At 73.1% G+C, this 15,765-nt stretch carries 16 protein-coding genes; 3 read left to right on the top strand and 13 right to left on the bottom strand.

The window, feature by feature from the left end:
* Position 1 precedes the first annotated feature (1 nt).
* The 13 genes from ACIP5O_RS12580 to ACIP5O_RS12520 all read right to left on the bottom strand — a co-directional run bounded on the left by ACIP5O_RS12580 (position 2) and on the right by ACIP5O_RS12520 (position 11,809).
* Complete coding sequence (locus tag ACIP5O_RS12580; protein ID WP_401292047.1) at positions 2-409, bottom strand: YccF domain-containing protein; 408 nt, start codon at positions 407-409, stop codon at positions 2-4.
* A complete protein-coding gene (gene htpX, locus ACIP5O_RS12575; protein ID WP_401292044.1) occupies positions 406-1,269 on the bottom strand; it encodes a zinc metalloprotease HtpX in 864 nt (287 codons plus the stop codon). The genes ACIP5O_RS12580 and htpX overlap by 4 nt, the downstream gene beginning before the upstream one ends.
* A gap of 150 nt (positions 1,270-1,419) precedes the next feature.
* On the bottom strand, positions 1,420-1,875 hold the full coding sequence (mscL, locus tag ACIP5O_RS12570) for a large conductance mechanosensitive channel protein MscL (RefSeq protein WP_356541238.1): 456 nt from the start codon (positions 1,873-1,875) through the stop codon (positions 1,420-1,422).
* A 33-nt stretch (positions 1,876-1,908) separates the two neighbouring features.
* Positions 1,909-3,441, bottom strand: coding sequence for an NADH-quinone oxidoreductase subunit N (locus tag ACIP5O_RS12565; RefSeq protein WP_401292041.1), 1,533 nt, complete (start codon positions 3,439-3,441; stop codon positions 1,909-1,911).
* Positions 3,438-4,991: a NuoM family protein gene (locus tag ACIP5O_RS12560; RefSeq protein ID WP_401292696.1), complete on the bottom strand. Its 1,554-nt coding sequence runs from the start codon at positions 4,989-4,991 to the stop codon at positions 3,438-3,440. The genes ACIP5O_RS12565 and ACIP5O_RS12560 overlap by 4 nt, the downstream gene beginning before the upstream one ends.
* Before the next feature lie 27 nt (positions 4,992-5,018).
* Positions 5,019-6,995 (bottom strand): NADH-quinone oxidoreductase subunit L, encoded by a 1,977-nt coding sequence (locus ACIP5O_RS12555; RefSeq protein WP_401292038.1) that lies wholly within the window; start codon positions 6,993-6,995, stop codon positions 5,019-5,021.
* Complete coding sequence (gene nuoK / locus ACIP5O_RS12550) at positions 6,992-7,345, bottom strand: NADH-quinone oxidoreductase subunit NuoK (RefSeq protein ID WP_356541233.1); 354 nt, start codon at positions 7,343-7,345, stop codon at positions 6,992-6,994. Before nuoK ends, ACIP5O_RS12555 begins: the two co-directional genes overlap by 4 nt.
* On the bottom strand, positions 7,345-7,938 hold the full coding sequence (locus ACIP5O_RS12545; RefSeq protein ID WP_401292694.1) for an NADH-quinone oxidoreductase subunit J: 594 nt from the start codon (positions 7,936-7,938) through the stop codon (positions 7,345-7,347). The genes nuoK and ACIP5O_RS12545 overlap by 1 nt, the downstream gene beginning before the upstream one ends.
* A gap of 2 nt (positions 7,939-7,940) precedes the next feature.
* Positions 7,941-8,513 carry a NuoI/complex I 23 kDa subunit family protein gene (locus ACIP5O_RS12540; protein WP_401292036.1) on the bottom strand — a complete coding sequence of 191 codons (573 nt, stop codon included), beginning with the start codon at positions 8,511-8,513 and terminating at the stop codon, positions 7,941-7,943.
* The gene (locus ACIP5O_RS12535) at positions 8,513-9,481 is read right to left on the bottom strand and encodes an NADH-quinone oxidoreductase subunit H (RefSeq protein ID WP_401292033.1); all 969 of its coding nucleotides are present in this window, start codon (positions 9,479-9,481) and stop codon (positions 8,513-8,515) included. Before ACIP5O_RS12535 ends, ACIP5O_RS12540 begins: the two co-directional genes overlap by 1 nt.
* Positions 9,478-10,797 (bottom strand): NADH-quinone oxidoreductase subunit C, encoded by a 1,320-nt coding sequence (locus ACIP5O_RS12530; protein ID WP_401292030.1) that lies wholly within the window; start codon positions 10,795-10,797, stop codon positions 9,478-9,480. Before ACIP5O_RS12530 ends, ACIP5O_RS12535 begins: the two co-directional genes overlap by 4 nt.
* Positions 10,794-11,390, bottom strand: coding sequence for an NADH-quinone oxidoreductase subunit B (locus ACIP5O_RS12525; RefSeq protein ID WP_401292028.1), 597 nt, complete (start codon positions 11,388-11,390; stop codon positions 10,794-10,796). The genes ACIP5O_RS12530 and ACIP5O_RS12525 overlap by 4 nt, the downstream gene beginning before the upstream one ends.
* A complete protein-coding gene (locus ACIP5O_RS12520; RefSeq protein ID WP_356541226.1) occupies positions 11,381-11,809 on the bottom strand; it encodes an NADH-quinone oxidoreductase subunit A in 429 nt (142 codons plus the stop codon). The genes ACIP5O_RS12525 and ACIP5O_RS12520 overlap by 10 nt, the downstream gene beginning before the upstream one ends.
* Before the next feature lie 206 nt (positions 11,810-12,015).
* Here ACIP5O_RS12520 and ACIP5O_RS12515 point away from each other — a divergent pair, with 206 nt between their 5' ends.
* The 3 genes from ACIP5O_RS12515 (at position 12,016) to ACIP5O_RS12505 (ending at position 15,475) form a co-directional block, all read left to right on the top strand.
* Entirely contained in the window at positions 12,016-13,194 is a 1,179-nt protein-coding gene (locus tag ACIP5O_RS12515; protein WP_401292025.1) for a sensor histidine kinase, read from the top strand.
* A 172-nt stretch (positions 13,195-13,366) separates the two neighbouring features.
* The gene (locus ACIP5O_RS12510; RefSeq protein WP_401292022.1) at positions 13,367-14,653 is read left to right on the top strand and encodes a sensor histidine kinase; all 1,287 of its coding nucleotides are present in this window, start codon (positions 13,367-13,369) and stop codon (positions 14,651-14,653) included.
* A gap of 162 nt (positions 14,654-14,815) precedes the next feature.
* Positions 14,816-15,475 carry a response regulator gene (locus ACIP5O_RS12505; RefSeq protein ID WP_401292692.1) on the top strand — a complete coding sequence of 220 codons (660 nt, stop codon included), beginning with the start codon at positions 14,816-14,818 and terminating at the stop codon, positions 15,473-15,475.
* Positions 15,476-15,765 lie beyond the last annotated feature (290 nt).

Below are 15,765 nucleotides of genomic sequence, written 5' to 3'. Positions count from 1 at the left end.
CTCAGTAGCTCTGGGGGACCTGGACGCCCGCGGCCCTGTCCGTGGAGACGATCTCCTTGCCCAGCGGCAGCAGCGAGACCGGGATCAGCTTGAAGTTCGCGATGCCCAGCGGGATGCCGATGATCGTGATGCAGAGGGCGATGCCGGTGGTGATGTGGCCGAGCGCCAGCCACCAGCCGGCGAGGACCAGCCACAGGACGTTGCCCACGCAGGAGGGCGCGCCCGCGTCGCGGCGGTCGACGACCGTCTTGCCGAAGGGCCACAGGGCGTAGATCCCGATGCGGAAGGCGGCGAGCCCGAAGGGGATGCCGATGATCGTGACGCAGAGCAGGAGTCCCGCGAGCATGTAGCCGAGGAACATCCAGAATCCGCACAGGACCAGCCAAATGACGTTCAGGATCGTCTTCACGGGCGTCGACCTGCCATCTGTTCGAGCCGGGCGATGCGCTCGGCCATCGGCGGGTGGGTGGAGAACATCTTGGAGAGGCCCTGGCCGGGCCGGAACGGGTTCGCGATCATCATGTGGCTCGCGGTCTCGATCCGGGGCTCGGGCGGCAGCGGCAGCTGCTTGGTGCCCGCCTCCAGCTTCCGCAGGGCGCCCGCCAGGGCGAGCGGGTCGCCGGTGAGCTGGGCGCCGGAGGCGTCGGCCTCGTACTCCCGGGAGCGGGAGATGGCGAGCTGGATGACGGAGGCGGCGATCGGGCCGAGGATCATGATCATCAGCATGCCGAGCAGGCCGGGGCCGTCGTCGTCGTTGGAGCGGCCGACGGGGATCAGCCAGGCGAAGTTCACCAGGAACATGATCACGGAGGCGAGCGCGCCGGCGACCGAGGAGATGAGGATGTCCCGGTTGTAGACGTGGCTCAGCTCGTGGCCGATGACCCCGCGCAGTTCCCGTTCGTCCAGGAGGGCGAGGATGCCCTCGGTGCAGCAGACGGCGGCGTTGCGCGGGTTGCGGCCGGTGGCGAAGGCGTTGGGCGCCTGGGTCGGCGAGATGTAGAGCCGGGGCATGGGCTGGCGCGCCTGCGTGGAGAGCTCGCGCACCATCCGGTAGAGCGCGGGCGCCTCGAACTCGCTGACCGGGCGGGCGCGCATGGCCCGCAGCGCCAGCTTGTCGCTGTTCCAGTACGCGTACGCGTTGGTGCCGAGCGCCACGACGAGCGCGACGACCAGCCCCGTACGCCCGAAGAAGCTGCCGATGACGATGATGAGGGCCGAGAGCCCTCCGAGGAGGACGGCGGTCCTCAGCCCGTTGTGCCGGCGGTGCACGGTACGCCCTCCAGGTGGTGCGGCAGGGGAACCCTTTTCCTCGTGGTGGTCCACTCCCCCAGTGGACCCTCCCGTTCTGGTCAACGCCAGGCGGGAGGTTCGGGTTCCCCCGGCCGCGCCGGGGGGGGTGGCCGTGGGCCGTCCGGGTGATCAGCGGGGTGCCGGGACCTCGACCTTTTCCAGGAGGGTGCCGACGGGTTCGACCTCGCCGGTGCAGAAGGCGCAGCGGGAGGCGATGGCCGGGATCTCGCTGTAGCAGTGGGGGCAGTCGCGCTTCTCCGACTTGGGGTCGGCGGCCTTCTCCTTGGCGAACTTGTGCTGGATCCCCGTCATCGGGACGACGATCAGGAAGTAGAGGACCGCCGCGGTGATGACGAAGGCGATGGTCGCGGAGATGGCCAGGCCGTAGGGGAAAACGGTCTTGCCGATGCTGAACGTCGCGTCGTTGAAGTTGCCGACCGAGCCGGTGGCGAGGCCGATGAGCGGGGTGATGAAGGCCTTGCTGAAGCCCGTGACGACGGAGGTGAACGCCGTTCCGACGGCCAGACCGATGGCCATCGAGACGACGTTCCCGCGAAGTATGAAGTCCTTGAATCCGTTCAGCACGGGGCCCTGCTCCTGGGTTCTGCTCGGGTGGGGTCAGAAAAGGCTGTTCGCCGCGAAGCGGAGGGCGAACTGCGGGTAGCCCGACAGGACGGCTCCGGCGACGGCGGTCAGCACGATCGCCAGGGTGACCGGCACGGGGGGCCGGTGGGAGGTCCGGTGCCGGGGGGCGGCGCTGCCCTCCCGGACCCCTTCCGGCGCTTCTTCCGGGGTGCGGAAGAGCAGGGCCGTCCAGCGGAGGTAGTAGTACAGCGCGATCACGACGTTGAGCGCCATGACCACGCCCAGCCAGCCCAGGCCCGCGTCGACGGCCGCCGAGAAGACGGTCACCTTGGCGAAGAGGCCGATGATACCCGGGGGCAAACCGGCCAGATTCAGGAGGAAGAAGGCGAGCGCGAGGGCGGCGGCGGGGTGCGTCGCGTACAGGCCCCGGTGGTCCTCGATCCGGTTCCGGGGGCGCACGCGCGCGACGAGGGCGACGACCGCGAAGGCCCCGAGGTTCACGACGGCGTACATCAGGGCGTACGCGACGGTGGCGCCGATCTGGTCGTCCCCGGAGTACGCGGCGGCCGCGATCGGCACCAGGAGGTAGCCGGCCTGGGCGACGGAGGACCAGGCGAGCAGCCGGACCGCGCTCCACGCGCGCGTGGCGGACTGGCGCAGGGCGGCGACGTTCCCCGCGGTCATGGTGAGCGCGGCGAGGACGGCGAGCGCCGGGCCCCACACGTCCGCGTACGAGGGGAAGGCGACGACGGTCACCAGGATCAGGCCGGTGAAGCCGACGGCCTTGCCGACCACGGAGAGGTAGGCGGCGACGGGCAGCGGGGCGCCGACGTAGGTGTCGGGGACCCAGAAGTGGAAGGGGACCGCGGCCGTCTTGAAGGCGAAGCCGACGAGGGTGAGGGCGACGCCCGCCTCGGCGAGGGTCTGGAGCTGCCCGGGGACCTCGTCGAGGCGCTGGGCGATCTCCGTGAGGTGGAGGGTGCCGGTCGTCGCGTACACGAAGCTCGCGCCGAGCAGGGTGACGGCGGTCGCGGTGACGGAGGAGAGGAAGAACTTGAGGGCGGCCTCGCCGGACATGCGGTCGCCGCGCTTGAGGCCGACGAGCGCGAAGGCGGGCAGGGAGGCCACCTCCAGGGCGACGACGAGGGTCGCGAGGTCCCGGGAGGCGGGCAGCAGGGCGGCTCCGGCGGCCGAGGAGAGCAGCAGGAACCAGTACTCGCCGGCCGGGAGCCTCTCGCGGGTCTCGTCCAGGGAGAGCAGCGCGGTGAGGAGCGCGCCGCCGAGGACGAGGAGCTGGATGACGAGGGTGAAGTGGTCGGCGGTGTAGCTGCACGCCGTGACCCGCGTGTCGGGGGTGAGGCAGAAGGTGGAGCGGTCGCCGGCCCGCAGCGGGAGGAGGAGTGCGAGGGCGGCGGCGAGGCCGCCGATCGCGGTCCAGCCGAGGATCCGCTTGCGCTCCGGCGGGACGAAGAGGTCGGCGACGAGGACGGCGAGGGCGACCGCGGCCGTGAGGACGGGGGGCGCGATCGTGAGCCAGTCGACGGACTGGACGAGCTGCGACGTCACTGGGTGCCTCCGGCGAGGAGCTTCTGGACGGCCGGGTCGGTGAGGCCGAGGAGGACGGCGGGCCAGAGTCCGGCGAGGACGGTGAGGGCGACGAGCGGGGTCCAGGCGGCGAACTCGTACCCCTGGACGTCGGCGATCGGGGCCTCCCCGGCGGGCCGGGGGCCGCCCATGCAGACGCGGCGGACGACGATCAGGAGGTACGCGGCGGTGAGCAGGGTGCCGAAGGCGCCGATCGCCGTGAAGGTGAGGAAGGCGGGGCGGCTGAGGCCCTCAGCGGGGTCGAAGGCGCCGAAGAGGGCCAGCATCTCGCCCCAGAAGCCGGCGAGGCCGGGCAGGCCGAGGGAGGCGACGGCGGCGAAGGCGAGGAGGGCGCCGAGGCGGGGGGCGCGGCCGTAGAGGGCGGCCCCGGTGGCGCCGGCGAGGGTGTCGAGGTCGGCGGTGCCGTACCGGTCCTTGACCGCGCCGGCCAGGAAGAAGAGCAGTCCGGTGACGAGGCCGTGGGCGACGTTGGCGAAGAGGGCGCCGTTGACCCCGGTGGGGGTCATGGTGGCGATGCCGAGGAGCACGAAGCCCATGTGGCCGACGGAGGAGTACGCGATGAGCCGCTTGAGGTCGCCCTTGGCGCCGGGGCGCGCGAGGGCGAGGCAGGCGAGCGAGCCGTAGACGATCCCGGCGACGGCGAAGGCGGCGAGGTACGGGGCGAAGGTCCGCATGCCGTCGGGTGCGATCGGCAGGACGATCCGGACGAGGCCGTACGTGCCCATCTTGAGCAGGACGCCGGCGAGGAGGACGGAGCCGACGGTGGGGGCGGCGGTGTGGGCGTCCGGGAGCCAGCTGTGCAGCGGCCACATCGGGGTCTTCACGGCGAGCCCGATCCCGATCGCGAGAACGGCGATGACCTGCACGGACGTGGTCAGTCCGCGGCCGTTGTCAGTGGCGAGTGCCACCATGTCGAATGTGCCCGACTTCACACCGATGAGGAGGAGTCCGAGCAGCATGACGACGGAGCCGAGGAGCGTGTAGAGGACGAACTTCGTGGCGGCGGCGCGCCTGCCCTCGCCGCCCCAGCGGGCGATGAGGAAGTACATCGGGATGAGGACCGTCTCGAAGGCCAGGAAGAACAGGACGAGGTCGAGGACGGCGAAGGTGGCGAGGGTGCCGGACTCCAGGACGAGGAGGAGTGCCACGAAGGCCTTGGGGGCGGGGCCCGCCGGAGGCTTGAAGTAGGAGTGGAGCGCGCAGAGGAAGCTCAGGAGCGCGGTCAGGACCAGGAGGGGGAGGGAGATGCCGTCGACACCGAGGTGGATGCGCACGTCCAGTGCCCTGATCCAGCTGATGTCGGTCGTGGCCTGCATCGTCGAGGGGTGGTCGTGGTCGAAGCCGGCCGCGAGGACGAGCGTGGCGAGCAGGATCACGCCGGTGACGGTGACGCCGTGGCGCAGGACGGCCTGGTCGGGTGACGTCCCCTTCAGCCCCGGCGGGGCGGGGAGGAGGGCCGCGGCGGCGCCGAGGAGCGGCCCGGCGACGATCAACGCCAGGAGGAACTGCATCACGGATTCGCTGATATCGATCACGGCTCACGCTCCGGCGACGGCGTTGGCGAGGGCGACTGCGGCGATCGCCAGGACGACGGAGCCGGCGAGCAGGGCGCTCAGATAGGTCTGGACGTTGCCGGTCTGGGCGCGGCGGACGAGCCACCCCAGGCCCTTGGCGGATCCGGCGGCGCCCCGGACGTAGGTGTCGACGACCTCGCGGTCCAGGAAGCGGACCAGGGAGGCGGCGGCGAGTACGGGGCGGACGAAGGCGGCCCGGTAGGCGGCGTCCAGGTGGAAGCCGTCGGCGGCGGGGCGGTGCAGCGGCCCGAGGAGGGCGCGGCCGGGGTCGGCCGGGTCCTCGGCGGGGTGCGGCAGGTGCAGCGCCTCGGCCTCGACCAGGCCCGCGTCGGCGTCCGGGTGGGCGACGTGCTGGGTGGGGACGACGGGGGCCCGGGCGGCGAGGGTGCGCCAGACGGCATAGGTGACGGCCGCTCCGGCGACGGCGAGGCCGGTGCCGAGGACGGCGGTGACGAGGGTCGGGGCGAGTTCGTTCCCGTCGAACCAGTCGGGGAGGTGGCGGACGGTCAGGCCGAAGCCGAGGGAGGGGACGGCCAGGACCCACAGGACGGAGGTCATGGCGATCGGCTGGCGGCCGTGATCGGGGGCTTCGGCGCCCCGGCCCCGGAAGGTGCGCAGCCAGAGGCGGAGGGCGTAGGCGGCGGTGAGGAGGGCGGTCAGGAGGCCCGCGACGAGGACGGTCCAGCCGGCTCCGGCGGGGGCGGCGGTCCGGTCCCCGAGCGCGGTGTGCTCGGCGGCCACCAGGACGGCCTCCTTGGAGAAGAAGCCGGCGAAGGGCGGGATCGCGGCGAGGGCGAGGAGGGCGACGGTCATCGTCCAGTACGCGTCCGGGATCCGCTTCGCGAGGCCGCTCATGCGGGACATGGCGGTCAGCGAGTTCGTACCGGCGGCGTGGATGACCGCGCCGGCGGCGAGGAAGAGCAGGGCCTTGAAGGCGGCGTGCGAGAGGAGGTGGAAGACGGCGGCGCCCCGGTCGCCGACGGCGAGGGCTCCGGCCATGTAGCCGAGCTGGCCGATCGTCGAGTAGGCGAGGACCCGCTTGATGTCGTCCTGGGCGAGCGCGGCGAGCGCCGAGCCGACCATGGTGACCGCGGCCATCACGGCGAGGACGGTCATCGCGGCGGCGGAGGCGGCGAAGACGGGGAGCAGCCGGGCGGTGAAGTAGATGCCGGCGGCGACCATCGTGGCGGCGTGGATGAGCGCGGAGACGGGGGTGGGGCCGGCCATGGCGTCCGGGAGCCAGGTGTGCAGCGGGAACTGCGCGGACTTGCCCGCGACGCCGGCGAGCAGCAGCAGCGCGACGAGGGTGGGGTGGTCGAGGCCGCCGGTCGCGACGGCGCCGAGGACCCCGGTGATCCGGAAGGTGCCGGCGTCGGCGGCGAGCGCGAAGAGGCCGATGAGGAAGGGGACGTCGCCGAGCTTGGTGACGAGGAAGGCCTTGAGGGAGGCGGACCGGGCCTCGGGGGTCTCCCAGTAGTGGCCGACGAGGAAGTACGAGCAGATGCCCATGACCTCCCAGCCGACCAGGAGCACCATCAGGTCGCCGGAGTAGACGACGAGGAGCATCGCGGCGGTGAAGAGGGAGACGAGCGCGGCGTACGAGGGGTAGCGGGGGTCCTCGCGGAGGTAGCCGGTCGAGTAGATCTGCACGCAGGTCGCGACGGTGCCGACGAGGACGGCGACGAGGGCGGCGAAGCCGTCGACGTGCAGGGCCAGGTCGATCGGGACCGAGCCGGTGGGGGTGAGCTCGGTGGCGGCGTCGATCGCCTTCCCGCCGCCCTGGCGGACCGCCACGAGCACGGCCAGGACGGCGGCGGCGAGGGTCGGGAGGACGGCGAGGGGGCGGACGAAGCCGGGGGCGGTGCGGCCGAGGAGGAACCCGGCGGCGGAGCCGAGGAAGGGGAGGAGGGGGACGAGGACGGCGAGGGTGGTGGTGGTCACGCGGCGGCCTCGGCCTTCTCGTCGGAGGTCTTGTCCGGGTCCGGGTGCTCCGCCGTGTCGCGGAGGCGGTCGACGTCCGAGGTGCCGCGGTTGCGGTGGACCATCAGGACGATCGCGAGGCCGATGCCGATCTCCGCGGCGGCGACGGCGATGGTGAAGAGGGTGAGGGCCTGGCCGGCGTGGAGGGCGTCGCGGAGCCAGACGTCGAAGGCGACGAGGTTGAGGTTGACGGCGTTGAGCATGAGCTCGACGGACATCAGGACGAGGATCGCGTTGCGGCGGGCGAGGACGCCGTAGAGGCCGGTGCAGAAGAGGAGGGCGGCGAGGACGGCGGGGTAGGCGAGGTGCATCAGCGTTCCCCCTCGTTCTTCTTCCGGGAGAGCACGATGGCGCCGACCAGGGCGGCCAGGAGGAGCACGGACAGCGCCTCGAAGGGCAGCACCCAGTGCCGGAAGAGGATCGAGCCGGTCACCTCGGTGGAGCCCTGGACGGCTCCGTCGAGGTCGATCCAGGTCGTGCGGAACGCGTCGACGACCACCCAGACGAGCGCGGCCGCGGCGGCCAGGGCCACGGCGAGGGCGACCGGGCGGTTGGCCGAGTCGGTGTCCGGGGAGCGGCCGATGGGGGCCTTGGTGAGCATGAGGCCGAAGAGGAGGAGGACGACGACGGAACCGACGTAGATCAGCACCTGCACCCAGGCGATGAACTCGGCGGTCAGGAGCAGGTACTCGACGGCGAGGCCGCCGAGGGCCACGACCAGCCAGAGGGCGGCGTGCACCAACTGGCGGGTGGTGACGGTGACGACGGCGGCGCCGAGGGTGACGAGGCCGACGAGGAGGAAGGCGATCTCCACGCCGGTGGGCGAGAGGAAGCCGTGGCTTTGCTGTACCGCTTGTACTGCTTGTGCTGCTTGTGCCGCTTGTGCCGCTTGTACTGCTGTCAGGATCACTGCTGTTCCCCCTCGGCCGCCGCTGCCGCCGCGGCCTTCTCCGCCGCCTTGCGGGCGGCGGCGATCTCCTTCGGTTCCTCCGCGCGCGGGTCGAGCGCGGGCGGTTCCGGGACCGTCCACATCCACTCGCGGAGCTTGTCGCGCTCGTGCGTCAGCTCGTGGATGTCGGTCTCCGCGTACTCGAACTCGGGCGACCAGAACAGCGCGTCGAAGGGGCAGACCTCGATGCAGATGCCGCAGTACATGCAGAGCGCGAAGTCGATGGCGAAGCGGTCGAGGACGTTCCGGCTGCGCTCGCGGCCGCCGGGGGCGGCGGGCGGCACCGTCTCCTTGTGGGAGTCGATGTAGATGCACCAGTCGGGGCACTCGCGGGCGCAGAGCATGCAGACCGTGCAGTTCTCCTCGAACAGGCCGATGACCCCACGGGTGCGGGGCGGGAGTTCGGGCTGTACGTCGGGGTACTGCGCGGTGTGCGAGCGCCGCGTCATCGTGCGGAGGGTGACGGCGAGGCCCTTGGCGAGGCCGGAACCCGGGATGCCGGGTCGGGAGGGCGGGAGCAGAGGAGCCATTACTGGATCGCCACCTTCACGATGCCGGTGAGCGCGATCTGCGCGAGGGCGAGCGGGACGAGCGCCGTCCAGGCGAGGCGCTGGAGCTGGTCCTCGCGCAGGCGCGGGTAGCTGACCCGCAGCCAGATGACGACGAAGGCGAGGACGGCGGTCTTCAGGAGGGTCCAGACCCAGCCGAGGCCGTCGGCGCCGAGGGGGCCGTGCCAGCCGCCGAGGAAGAGGACGGTGGTGAGGCCGCAGAGCACGACGATGCCCGCGTACTCGGCGAGCAGGAAGAGCGCGAAGCGGAGGCCGGTGTACTCGGTGTACGCGCCGAAGATGATCTCCGAGTCCGCGACCGGCATGTCGAACGGCGGCCGCTGGAGTTCGGCGAGGCCGGCCACGAAGAAGACGAGCGCGCCGACGATCTGCCAGGGCACCCACCACCACGCGAAGGCGTTCAGGATGCCGGGGAGGGAGACGGTGCCGGCGGCCATCGCGACGGAGGCGGCGGCGAGGAGCATCGGGAGCTCGTACGCGAGGAGCTGGGCGGCGGTGCGCAGGCCGCCGAGCAGCGAGAACTTGTTCGCGGACGCCCAGCCGGCCATGAGGCTGCCGAGGACGCCGACGCCCATGACGGCGAGCACGAAGAAGATGCCGGCGTCGACGACCTGCCCGACGGCCCCTTCCTCCGGGCCGACCGGGATCGCGACGAGGACGAGGAGGTACGGGAGGAGGGCGACGGCCGGCGCGAGCTGGAAGACCCGCCGGTCGGCGTCCTTCGGGACCACGTCCTCCTTCTGCGCGAACTTCACGCCGTCGGCGACGAGCTGGGCCCAGCCGTGGAAGCCGCCGGCGTACATGGGGCCGAGGCGGCCCTGCATGTGGGCCATGACCTTGTGCTCGGTCTGGCCGACGACGAGCGGCAGCACGAGGAAGACGGCGAAGACGACGAGGAGCCGGAGGGCGACGTCGAGTACGTCGTTCACGCGGGATCGCCTCCGGCGGGGTGGGTGGGGTCGGCGGGGTCGGGGTCGGTGGGCTTTTCCTTGCCGGGTTCGGCGTCCTCGCCGGGTTCGGCGTCCGTGCCGGGTTCGGCGTCCGTGCCGGGTTCGGCCGGGGCGGTGGCGGTGTCCGGCTCCGCCGGGGCGGCGGGCTCCGCCGGGGCCGCCGGGGCCTCCTGCGGGGCCGGGGCCGGTGCGGTGTCCTGTTCCGCCGGGGCCGCCGGTTCCTCGTCGAAGGCCGGGCGGGCGTGGTGCCAGGGGGCGTCCGAGCTGCGGTGGGCGCGGGGGGCCCTCGGTTCCGGGGGCGTCTGGCTCGCGGAGCCGTCCGAGGCCGAGCGGGAGCGGCGTACCGGAGCACCCGGCTCCCCCACCGCCTGGCTCGCGGAGCCGTCCGACGCGGAACGGGAGCGGCGCGGCGGGCGCGGCGTCTCGGGCGGGGTCTCCCCCGCCGCGTCCCCTGCGGGCGCCTGGCTGACCGAGCCGTCCGACGCGGAGCGGGAGCGGCGCGCCGGAGTGCCCGGTTCCTCCGCCGTCCGGCTCGCCGAACCCTCCGACACCGAGCGGGTCCGGCGGGCCGGGGCCGTCGTCGGGTCCTGGCTCGCCGAGCCCTCCGACGCCGAACGGGCACGACGTACCGGGGGCGTCGTCGTCGGGTCGGCCGGGGTGGTGTCCGTCGTCGTGCGGGTGCGGCGGGCCGGGCGTTCGGCGCGGGTGGGGGCCGGGGGGAGCTGGCCCTTGAGGGGGCCCCACTCGTTGGGGTCCGGGACGCCCGGGGGGAGCATCTGGCGGCGCTTGGGGCCGCCTTCGTGCGACTCGCCCGGCTCCTTCGCGCCCGGCCACGCCTTGGCGACCCGGGCCGCGAGGACGAAGTCCTTGCGCAGCGGGTGGCCCTCGAAGTTCTCGGGGAGGAGCAGCGGGACCAGGTTCGGGTGGCCCGTGAAGTCCACGCCGAACATCTCGTGGGTCTCGCGCTCGTGCCAGCCCGCGCCCGCGTACACGTCCACCGCCGTCGGGAGGGCGGGGGCCGCGTGCGGGACCGTCGTACGGACGAGGAGGCGGCGCGGGGAGCCCTCCGCGAGGGACACCACGTGGGCGCAGACCCGGAACCCCGTGCCCGGCTCGTCGACCGCGCTCAGCCAGTCGAAGTAGGTGCAGCCCAACGTGTCGCGGGCCGTCGTCAGGGCCGCGATCCAGGAGGCCGGCGGGACGTCGACCGTCAGCAGGTCGTACGCCCGTTCCGCCGTCGCCTCCTCGCCGAAGACCTCCGTCACCGACTCCGGGAGGATGTCGTACGTGCTCATGCCGTGCCTCCCGGCGGGGGCGTCAGCGGGCTCGTCAGTTCCGCGACCGAGGGGGGCGCCGCGTACCGCTCCGCCAGGCTCTCCCGCGCGATCTTCTCCTGGAGCTTGAGGATGCCCTGGAGGAGCGCCTCGGGCCGGGGCGGGCAGCCCGGTACGTACACGTCGACCGGGATGATCTGGTCGACGCCCTTCGTCACGGAGTACGAGTCCCAGTACGGGCCGCCGCAGTTGGAGCAGGCGCCGAAGGAGATGACGTACTTCGGCTCGGGCATCTGCTCGTAGAGGCGCTTCACGGCCGGTGCCATCTTGTCCGTCACCGTGCCCGAGACGATCATCAGATCGGCCTGGCGCGGTCCGGGCGCGAAGGGGATCACGCCGAGGCGGATGAAGTCGTGCCGGGCCATCGACGCGGCGATGAACTCGATCGCGCAGCAGGCGAGGCCGAAGTTGAAGACCCACAGGCTGTAGCGGCGGCCCCAGTTCAGGACCACCTTCATCGGCTCCGGGGCCAGGCGGGCGAGCGGTCCCAGCTTCGGGGCGGGCAGGGCCACGGGCTCGGGAGCGGTTCCGGGGACTCCGGGTGTTACGTCCATGCCAGGACGCCCTTCTTGTACGCGTAGAGCAGCCCCACGGCCAGGAAGCCGAGGAAGACGAACATCTCGACCAGGGTCGTGGCGCCGTAGCCGGGCGCGGCGAAGACCGTCGCCCAGGGGAAGAGGAAGATCGAGTCGACGGCGAAGATCACGTAGAGGAAGGCGTACACGTAGTAGCGGACCTGGGTGTGCGCCCAGCCCTCCCCCACGGGGTCGACGCCGCACTCGTACGTGAGGAGCTTCTCGGGCGTCGGCACGACGGGCCGCAGCAGCCTGCCCGCGCCGAACGCCACGGCGACGAAGAGCACGCCGACGACGGCGAGCAGGCCGACGACGGAGTACGTCTGGAAGTAGTCCGCCGCGTCGGCCGCGACAACGGTCGGTTCCCGCACGTCCGCCCCTCGGTCCAGGTGCCCCATGGGTCACTTCTGTTCTGTACGCATCTGTACGCACGCGAGTCTAGGCCCTGCTAAAGGGACCGTAAGCAGTCGTGGTGACCGTTCCCGCGCGGGCTCCGGGTCGGCCCCGGACCGGCCCCGGACCGGCCCCGGTGGGGTTAACCCCCCTTCCGTTCGACCGTCTCCCCCATGGCGGCGCGTGATCCGCGCCGGGCACCCTGGGGCCCATGAGTGCCGATCACGACTCCGCCGCCGCTTCCGCCACCGCCCCGGCGCGTCCCCGTACCGCCTACGGGAAGGAGACCTGGAAGGAGATCGTCTTCCTCCTCTCCAACCTCCTCACGACGCTGGCCGGTTTCGTCTACGCGGTGGTGAGCGTCCTGCTCGGGGTGGGCCTCTCGGTCACCGTGATCGGCCTCCCGCTGCTCGCCCTCGGCCTCGGCGGCGCCCGGCTGCTCGGCCGGTCGGAGCGGGGGCGGGCCCGGGGCCTGCTCGGCGTCGCGGTCCGGGAGCCGTCCCCGCTGCCCCGGCGCGACGGCTTCTTCGGCTGGCTGTGGTCCGCGCTGAAGGACCCGGTGGCCTGGCGGACCCAGTTGTACGGGCTGATCCGGCTGCCCTGGGGGATCGTGACCTTCACGGTCACCCTGGTCTCGCTCCTCGTCCTCTGGCCCGTGCTCCCCTTCCTCGCGCGGTTGCTCGCGAGCGCCGACCGGGGCATGGTCCGGGGGCTGCTCTCGCCCTCCGACGAGCTGGAGCGGCGGATCGCCGAGCTGGAGTCGGACCGGGGCGTGGTCGTCGACACCGCCGCCGCCGACCTGCGGCGCATCGAACGCGACCTGCACGACGGCGCGCAGGCCCGGCTCGTCGCCCTCGCGATGGGGCTCGGTCTGGCGAAGGAGAAGCTCCTCGACGACCCGGAGGCCGCCGCCGCGATGGTCGACGAGGCGCACGGCGAGGTGAAGCTCGCGCTCCAGGAGCTGCGGGACCTGGCCCGGGGCATCCACCCGGCCGTCCTCACCGACCGGGGGCTCGGCGCCGCCCTGTCCTCCGTCTCGGCGCGCTGCACGGTGCCGGTGCGGGTCGACGTCGACCTGGCCGAGCGGCCGGCGGAGGCGATCGAGGGCATCGCGTACTTCACGGTCTCGGAGCTGCTCCAGAACGTCTCCAAGCACTCCCGCGCCCGGTCCGCCTCCGTGGAGGTGTGGCGGGCGGGCGGAAGGCTGATGCTCCAGGTCCGGGACGACGGCGCCGGCGGGGCGCGCCTCGACGGCGGCACGGGGCTCGCCGGGCTCGCGGAGCGCCTCGGCGCGGTCGACGGCGTCCTCGTCCTGGACTCCCCGGCGGGCGGGCCGACGACGGTCACGGCGGAGCTGCCGTGGCGGGACCGGGTCGCGGCCGCCCGGTAGAACCCCCGGGCCCCCGGGCCCCCGGGCCCCCGGGCCCCCGGGGTGGGGAAAACCCCCGCCCGCAGACGCCGACCTCCCTCATGGTCCGGCCCCCGCCGGAACGGAATCCTGGAACACGCACCGCACCGCCCCGAGTCCACCGCCAGGACACCAGCAGAGAAGGACGTTCGCCATGCCCTCCCACCGACTCCCCGCCGCGATCCGCGCGCCGTTCGAGGGGCGCACCTGGCGCGCCCTCGGGTACGTGCTGATCGGCCTCCCGCTGAGCATCTGCTGGTTCGCGCTCTCCGTCTCCCTCGTCTCGACCGGCGTCGGGCTGCTCGTCACCTTCCTCGGCGTCCCGGTCCTGGCCGGGGCGCTCGCCCTGTGCCGGGGCTTCGGCGCGGTGGAGCGGGCCCGGGCGCGGGCGCTGCTCGGCCTGGACGTGACGGCGCCGGAGCCGGTGCGCGGCCGGACCGGCGGGGCGTTCTCGTGGATGGGGGCCATGCTGAAGAGCGGGGCCTCGTGGCGGCACCTGCTCTACGCGTTCGTGCACATGCCGTGGGCGGTGTTCTCCTTCTCGGTGACGGTCGCGTTCTGGGGATGGGGCTGGAGCCTCTTCACGTATCCGCTGTGGCAGTGGACGTTCCCCGCGTACGTCGGGGAGGACGGGATCCAGCTGTACGGCGACGGGACGCACGGCCTGTACCTGGACTCGCCCTTCGAGATCGCGGTCACCAGCGCGATCGGCCTGCTGTTCGTCCTGGTCGGGCCGTGGCTGCTGCGCGGGCTCGTCGCCGTCGACCGGTTCCTGGTGGCCGGGCTGCTCGGCCCGTCCCGGCCGGCCTCGCGCGTGACGGAGCTGGAGTCGGACCGGGGCGTGCTCGTGGACACCGCCGCCGCCGACCTGCGGCGCATCGAGCGGGCGCTGCACGACGGCGCGCAGGCCCGGCTGTCGGCGCTCGCCATGGACCTGGGCCTGGCGAAGGAGAGGCTGGCGGAGGACCCGAAGGCGGCGGCGGTCCTGGTGGACGAGGCGCACGGCGAGGTGAAGCTGGCGCTCCAGGAGCTGCGGGACCTGGCCCGGGGCATCCACCCGGCCGTCCTCACCGACCGGGGCCTGGACGCGGCCCTGTCGGCGGTGGCCTCGCGCTGCGCGGTGCCGGTGTCGGTGGACGTGGACCTGCCGGCGCGGCCGGTCGCGGCGATCGAGGGGATCGCGTACTTCACGGTCTCGGAGCTCCTGCGGAACGTCACCGAGCACGCGCGGGCGCGGCGCGCCCGGGTGGACGTGTGGCGCTCGGGCGACCGGCTGATGATCCAGGTCCGGGACGACGGCGTCGGCGGCGCGGAGGCGGCGGCCGGGCGGAGCCTGGCGGCGCTCTCCGAGCGGGTCGGGGCGGTGGACGGGGTCCTGGTCGTGGACTCGCCGGCGGGCGGCCCGACGACGGTCACGGCCGAACTGCCCTGGCGGGCGTAGCTCCCGTCCGGCGGGTCGGGGTCGCGGCCCCGGCCCCGGTCCGCCGGACGGAACCCGGGTCCTCCGGGGGCTCCCGGGTGCGATGCTGGGGCTTCGACGGAAGACCGGACGACCTGATCGTGGGGGCTGTGGGGCGTGGGAGAGCGGGACGTGGCGGGACGGGTGCGGGTGGTCATCGCCGAGGATTCGGTACTGCTCCGGGAGGGGCTGACCCGGCTCCTGACCGACCTGGGGCACGAGGTCGTCGCCGGGGTCGGCGACGGCGAGGCCCTGGTGGAGACGGTGGGGAAGCTCGCGGCCGAGGGGACGCTGCCGGACGTGGTGGTGGCGGACGTGCGGATGCCGCCGACCCACACGGACGAGGGCGTGCGGGCGGCGGTGCGGCTGCGCAAGGACCATCCGGGGCTCGGGGTGCTCGTCCTGTCGCAGTACGTGGAGGAGCAGTACGCCACCGAGCTCCTGGCCGGTTCCAGCCGGGGCGTGGGCTACCTCCTGAAGGACCGGGTCGCGGAGGTCCGCGAGTTCGTGGACGCGGTCGTCCGGGTCGCCGGGGGCGGCACGGCCCTGGACCCGGAGGTCGTGCAGCAGCTCCTCGGCCGCAGCCGGCAGCAGGACGTCCTGGCGCACCTGACCCCGCGCGAGCGGGAGGTCCTGGGCCTGATGGCGGAGGGGCGGACGAACTCGGCGATCGCGAAGGCGCTGGTCGTGAGCGACGGCGCGGTGGAGAAGCACATCAGCAACATCTTCCTGAAGCTGGGACTCTCGCCGAGTGACGGCGATCACCGGCGGGTACTCGCCGTACTGACGTACCTGAGGTCATGAGGTCATGAGGTCCTGCGGGGCTGAGGTCCTGCGGGGCTGAGGGGCTGAGGTCCCGAGGGGCTCCGGGGCCGCCGGGCCCCGGGTGACCGCCCGCCGGTTCCGGCCTCCCGGCCGCCGGAACCGGCCCCCGGGCGACAGAAAGACCGGAACCAGACCTTCCGGAATACTTCGGACAGCGACACGACGTGACGAACCCGGACAGAACGGACCCCGAAAAGCGGTCCACGATGCAAGAAGTCCGGGGAGACTCGCCCCCGCCGTCGTAGGGTGGGCAGCGGGACGGACGGTGA

The organism is Streptomyces sp. NPDC088915, assembly GCF_044749825.1.
Lineage (GTDB): Bacteria > Actinomycetota > Actinomycetes > Streptomycetales > Streptomycetaceae > Streptomyces.
Note: the sequence above shows the minus strand (reverse complement) of the source record. Positions and strands in the feature narration are given on the sequence as shown.

Bases quoted from the DNA above. Each gene is read 5' to 3' on its own strand.
- ACIP5O_RS12560 (WP_401292696.1), bottom strand. From the start codon at position 4,991: ATGCAGTTCCTCCTGGCGTTGATCGTCGCCGGGCCGCTCCTCGGCGCC.
- nuoK (WP_356541233.1), bottom strand. From the start codon at position 7,345: ATGCACCTCGCCTACCCCGCCGTCCTCGCCGCCCTCCTCTTCTGCACC.
- ACIP5O_RS12540 (WP_401292036.1), bottom strand. From the start codon at position 8,513: ATGGCTCCTCTGCTCCCGCCCTCCCGACCCGGCATCCCGGGTTCCGGC.
- ACIP5O_RS12530 (WP_401292030.1), bottom strand. From the start codon at position 10,797: ATGAGCACGTACGACATCCTCCCGGAGTCGGTGACGGAGGTCTTCGGC.
- ACIP5O_RS12525 (WP_401292028.1), bottom strand. From the start codon at position 11,390: ATGGACGTAACACCCGGAGTCCCCGGAACCGCTCCCGAGCCCGTGGCC.
- ACIP5O_RS12520 (WP_356541226.1), bottom strand. From the start codon at position 11,809: ATGGGGCACCTGGACCGAGGGGCGGACGTGCGGGAACCGACCGTTGTC.
- ACIP5O_RS12515 (WP_401292025.1), top strand. From the start codon at position 12,016: ATGAGTGCCGATCACGACTCCGCCGCCGCTTCCGCCACCGCCCCGGCG.
- ACIP5O_RS12510 (WP_401292022.1), top strand. From the start codon at position 13,367: ATGCCCTCCCACCGACTCCCCGCCGCGATCCGCGCGCCGTTCGAGGGG.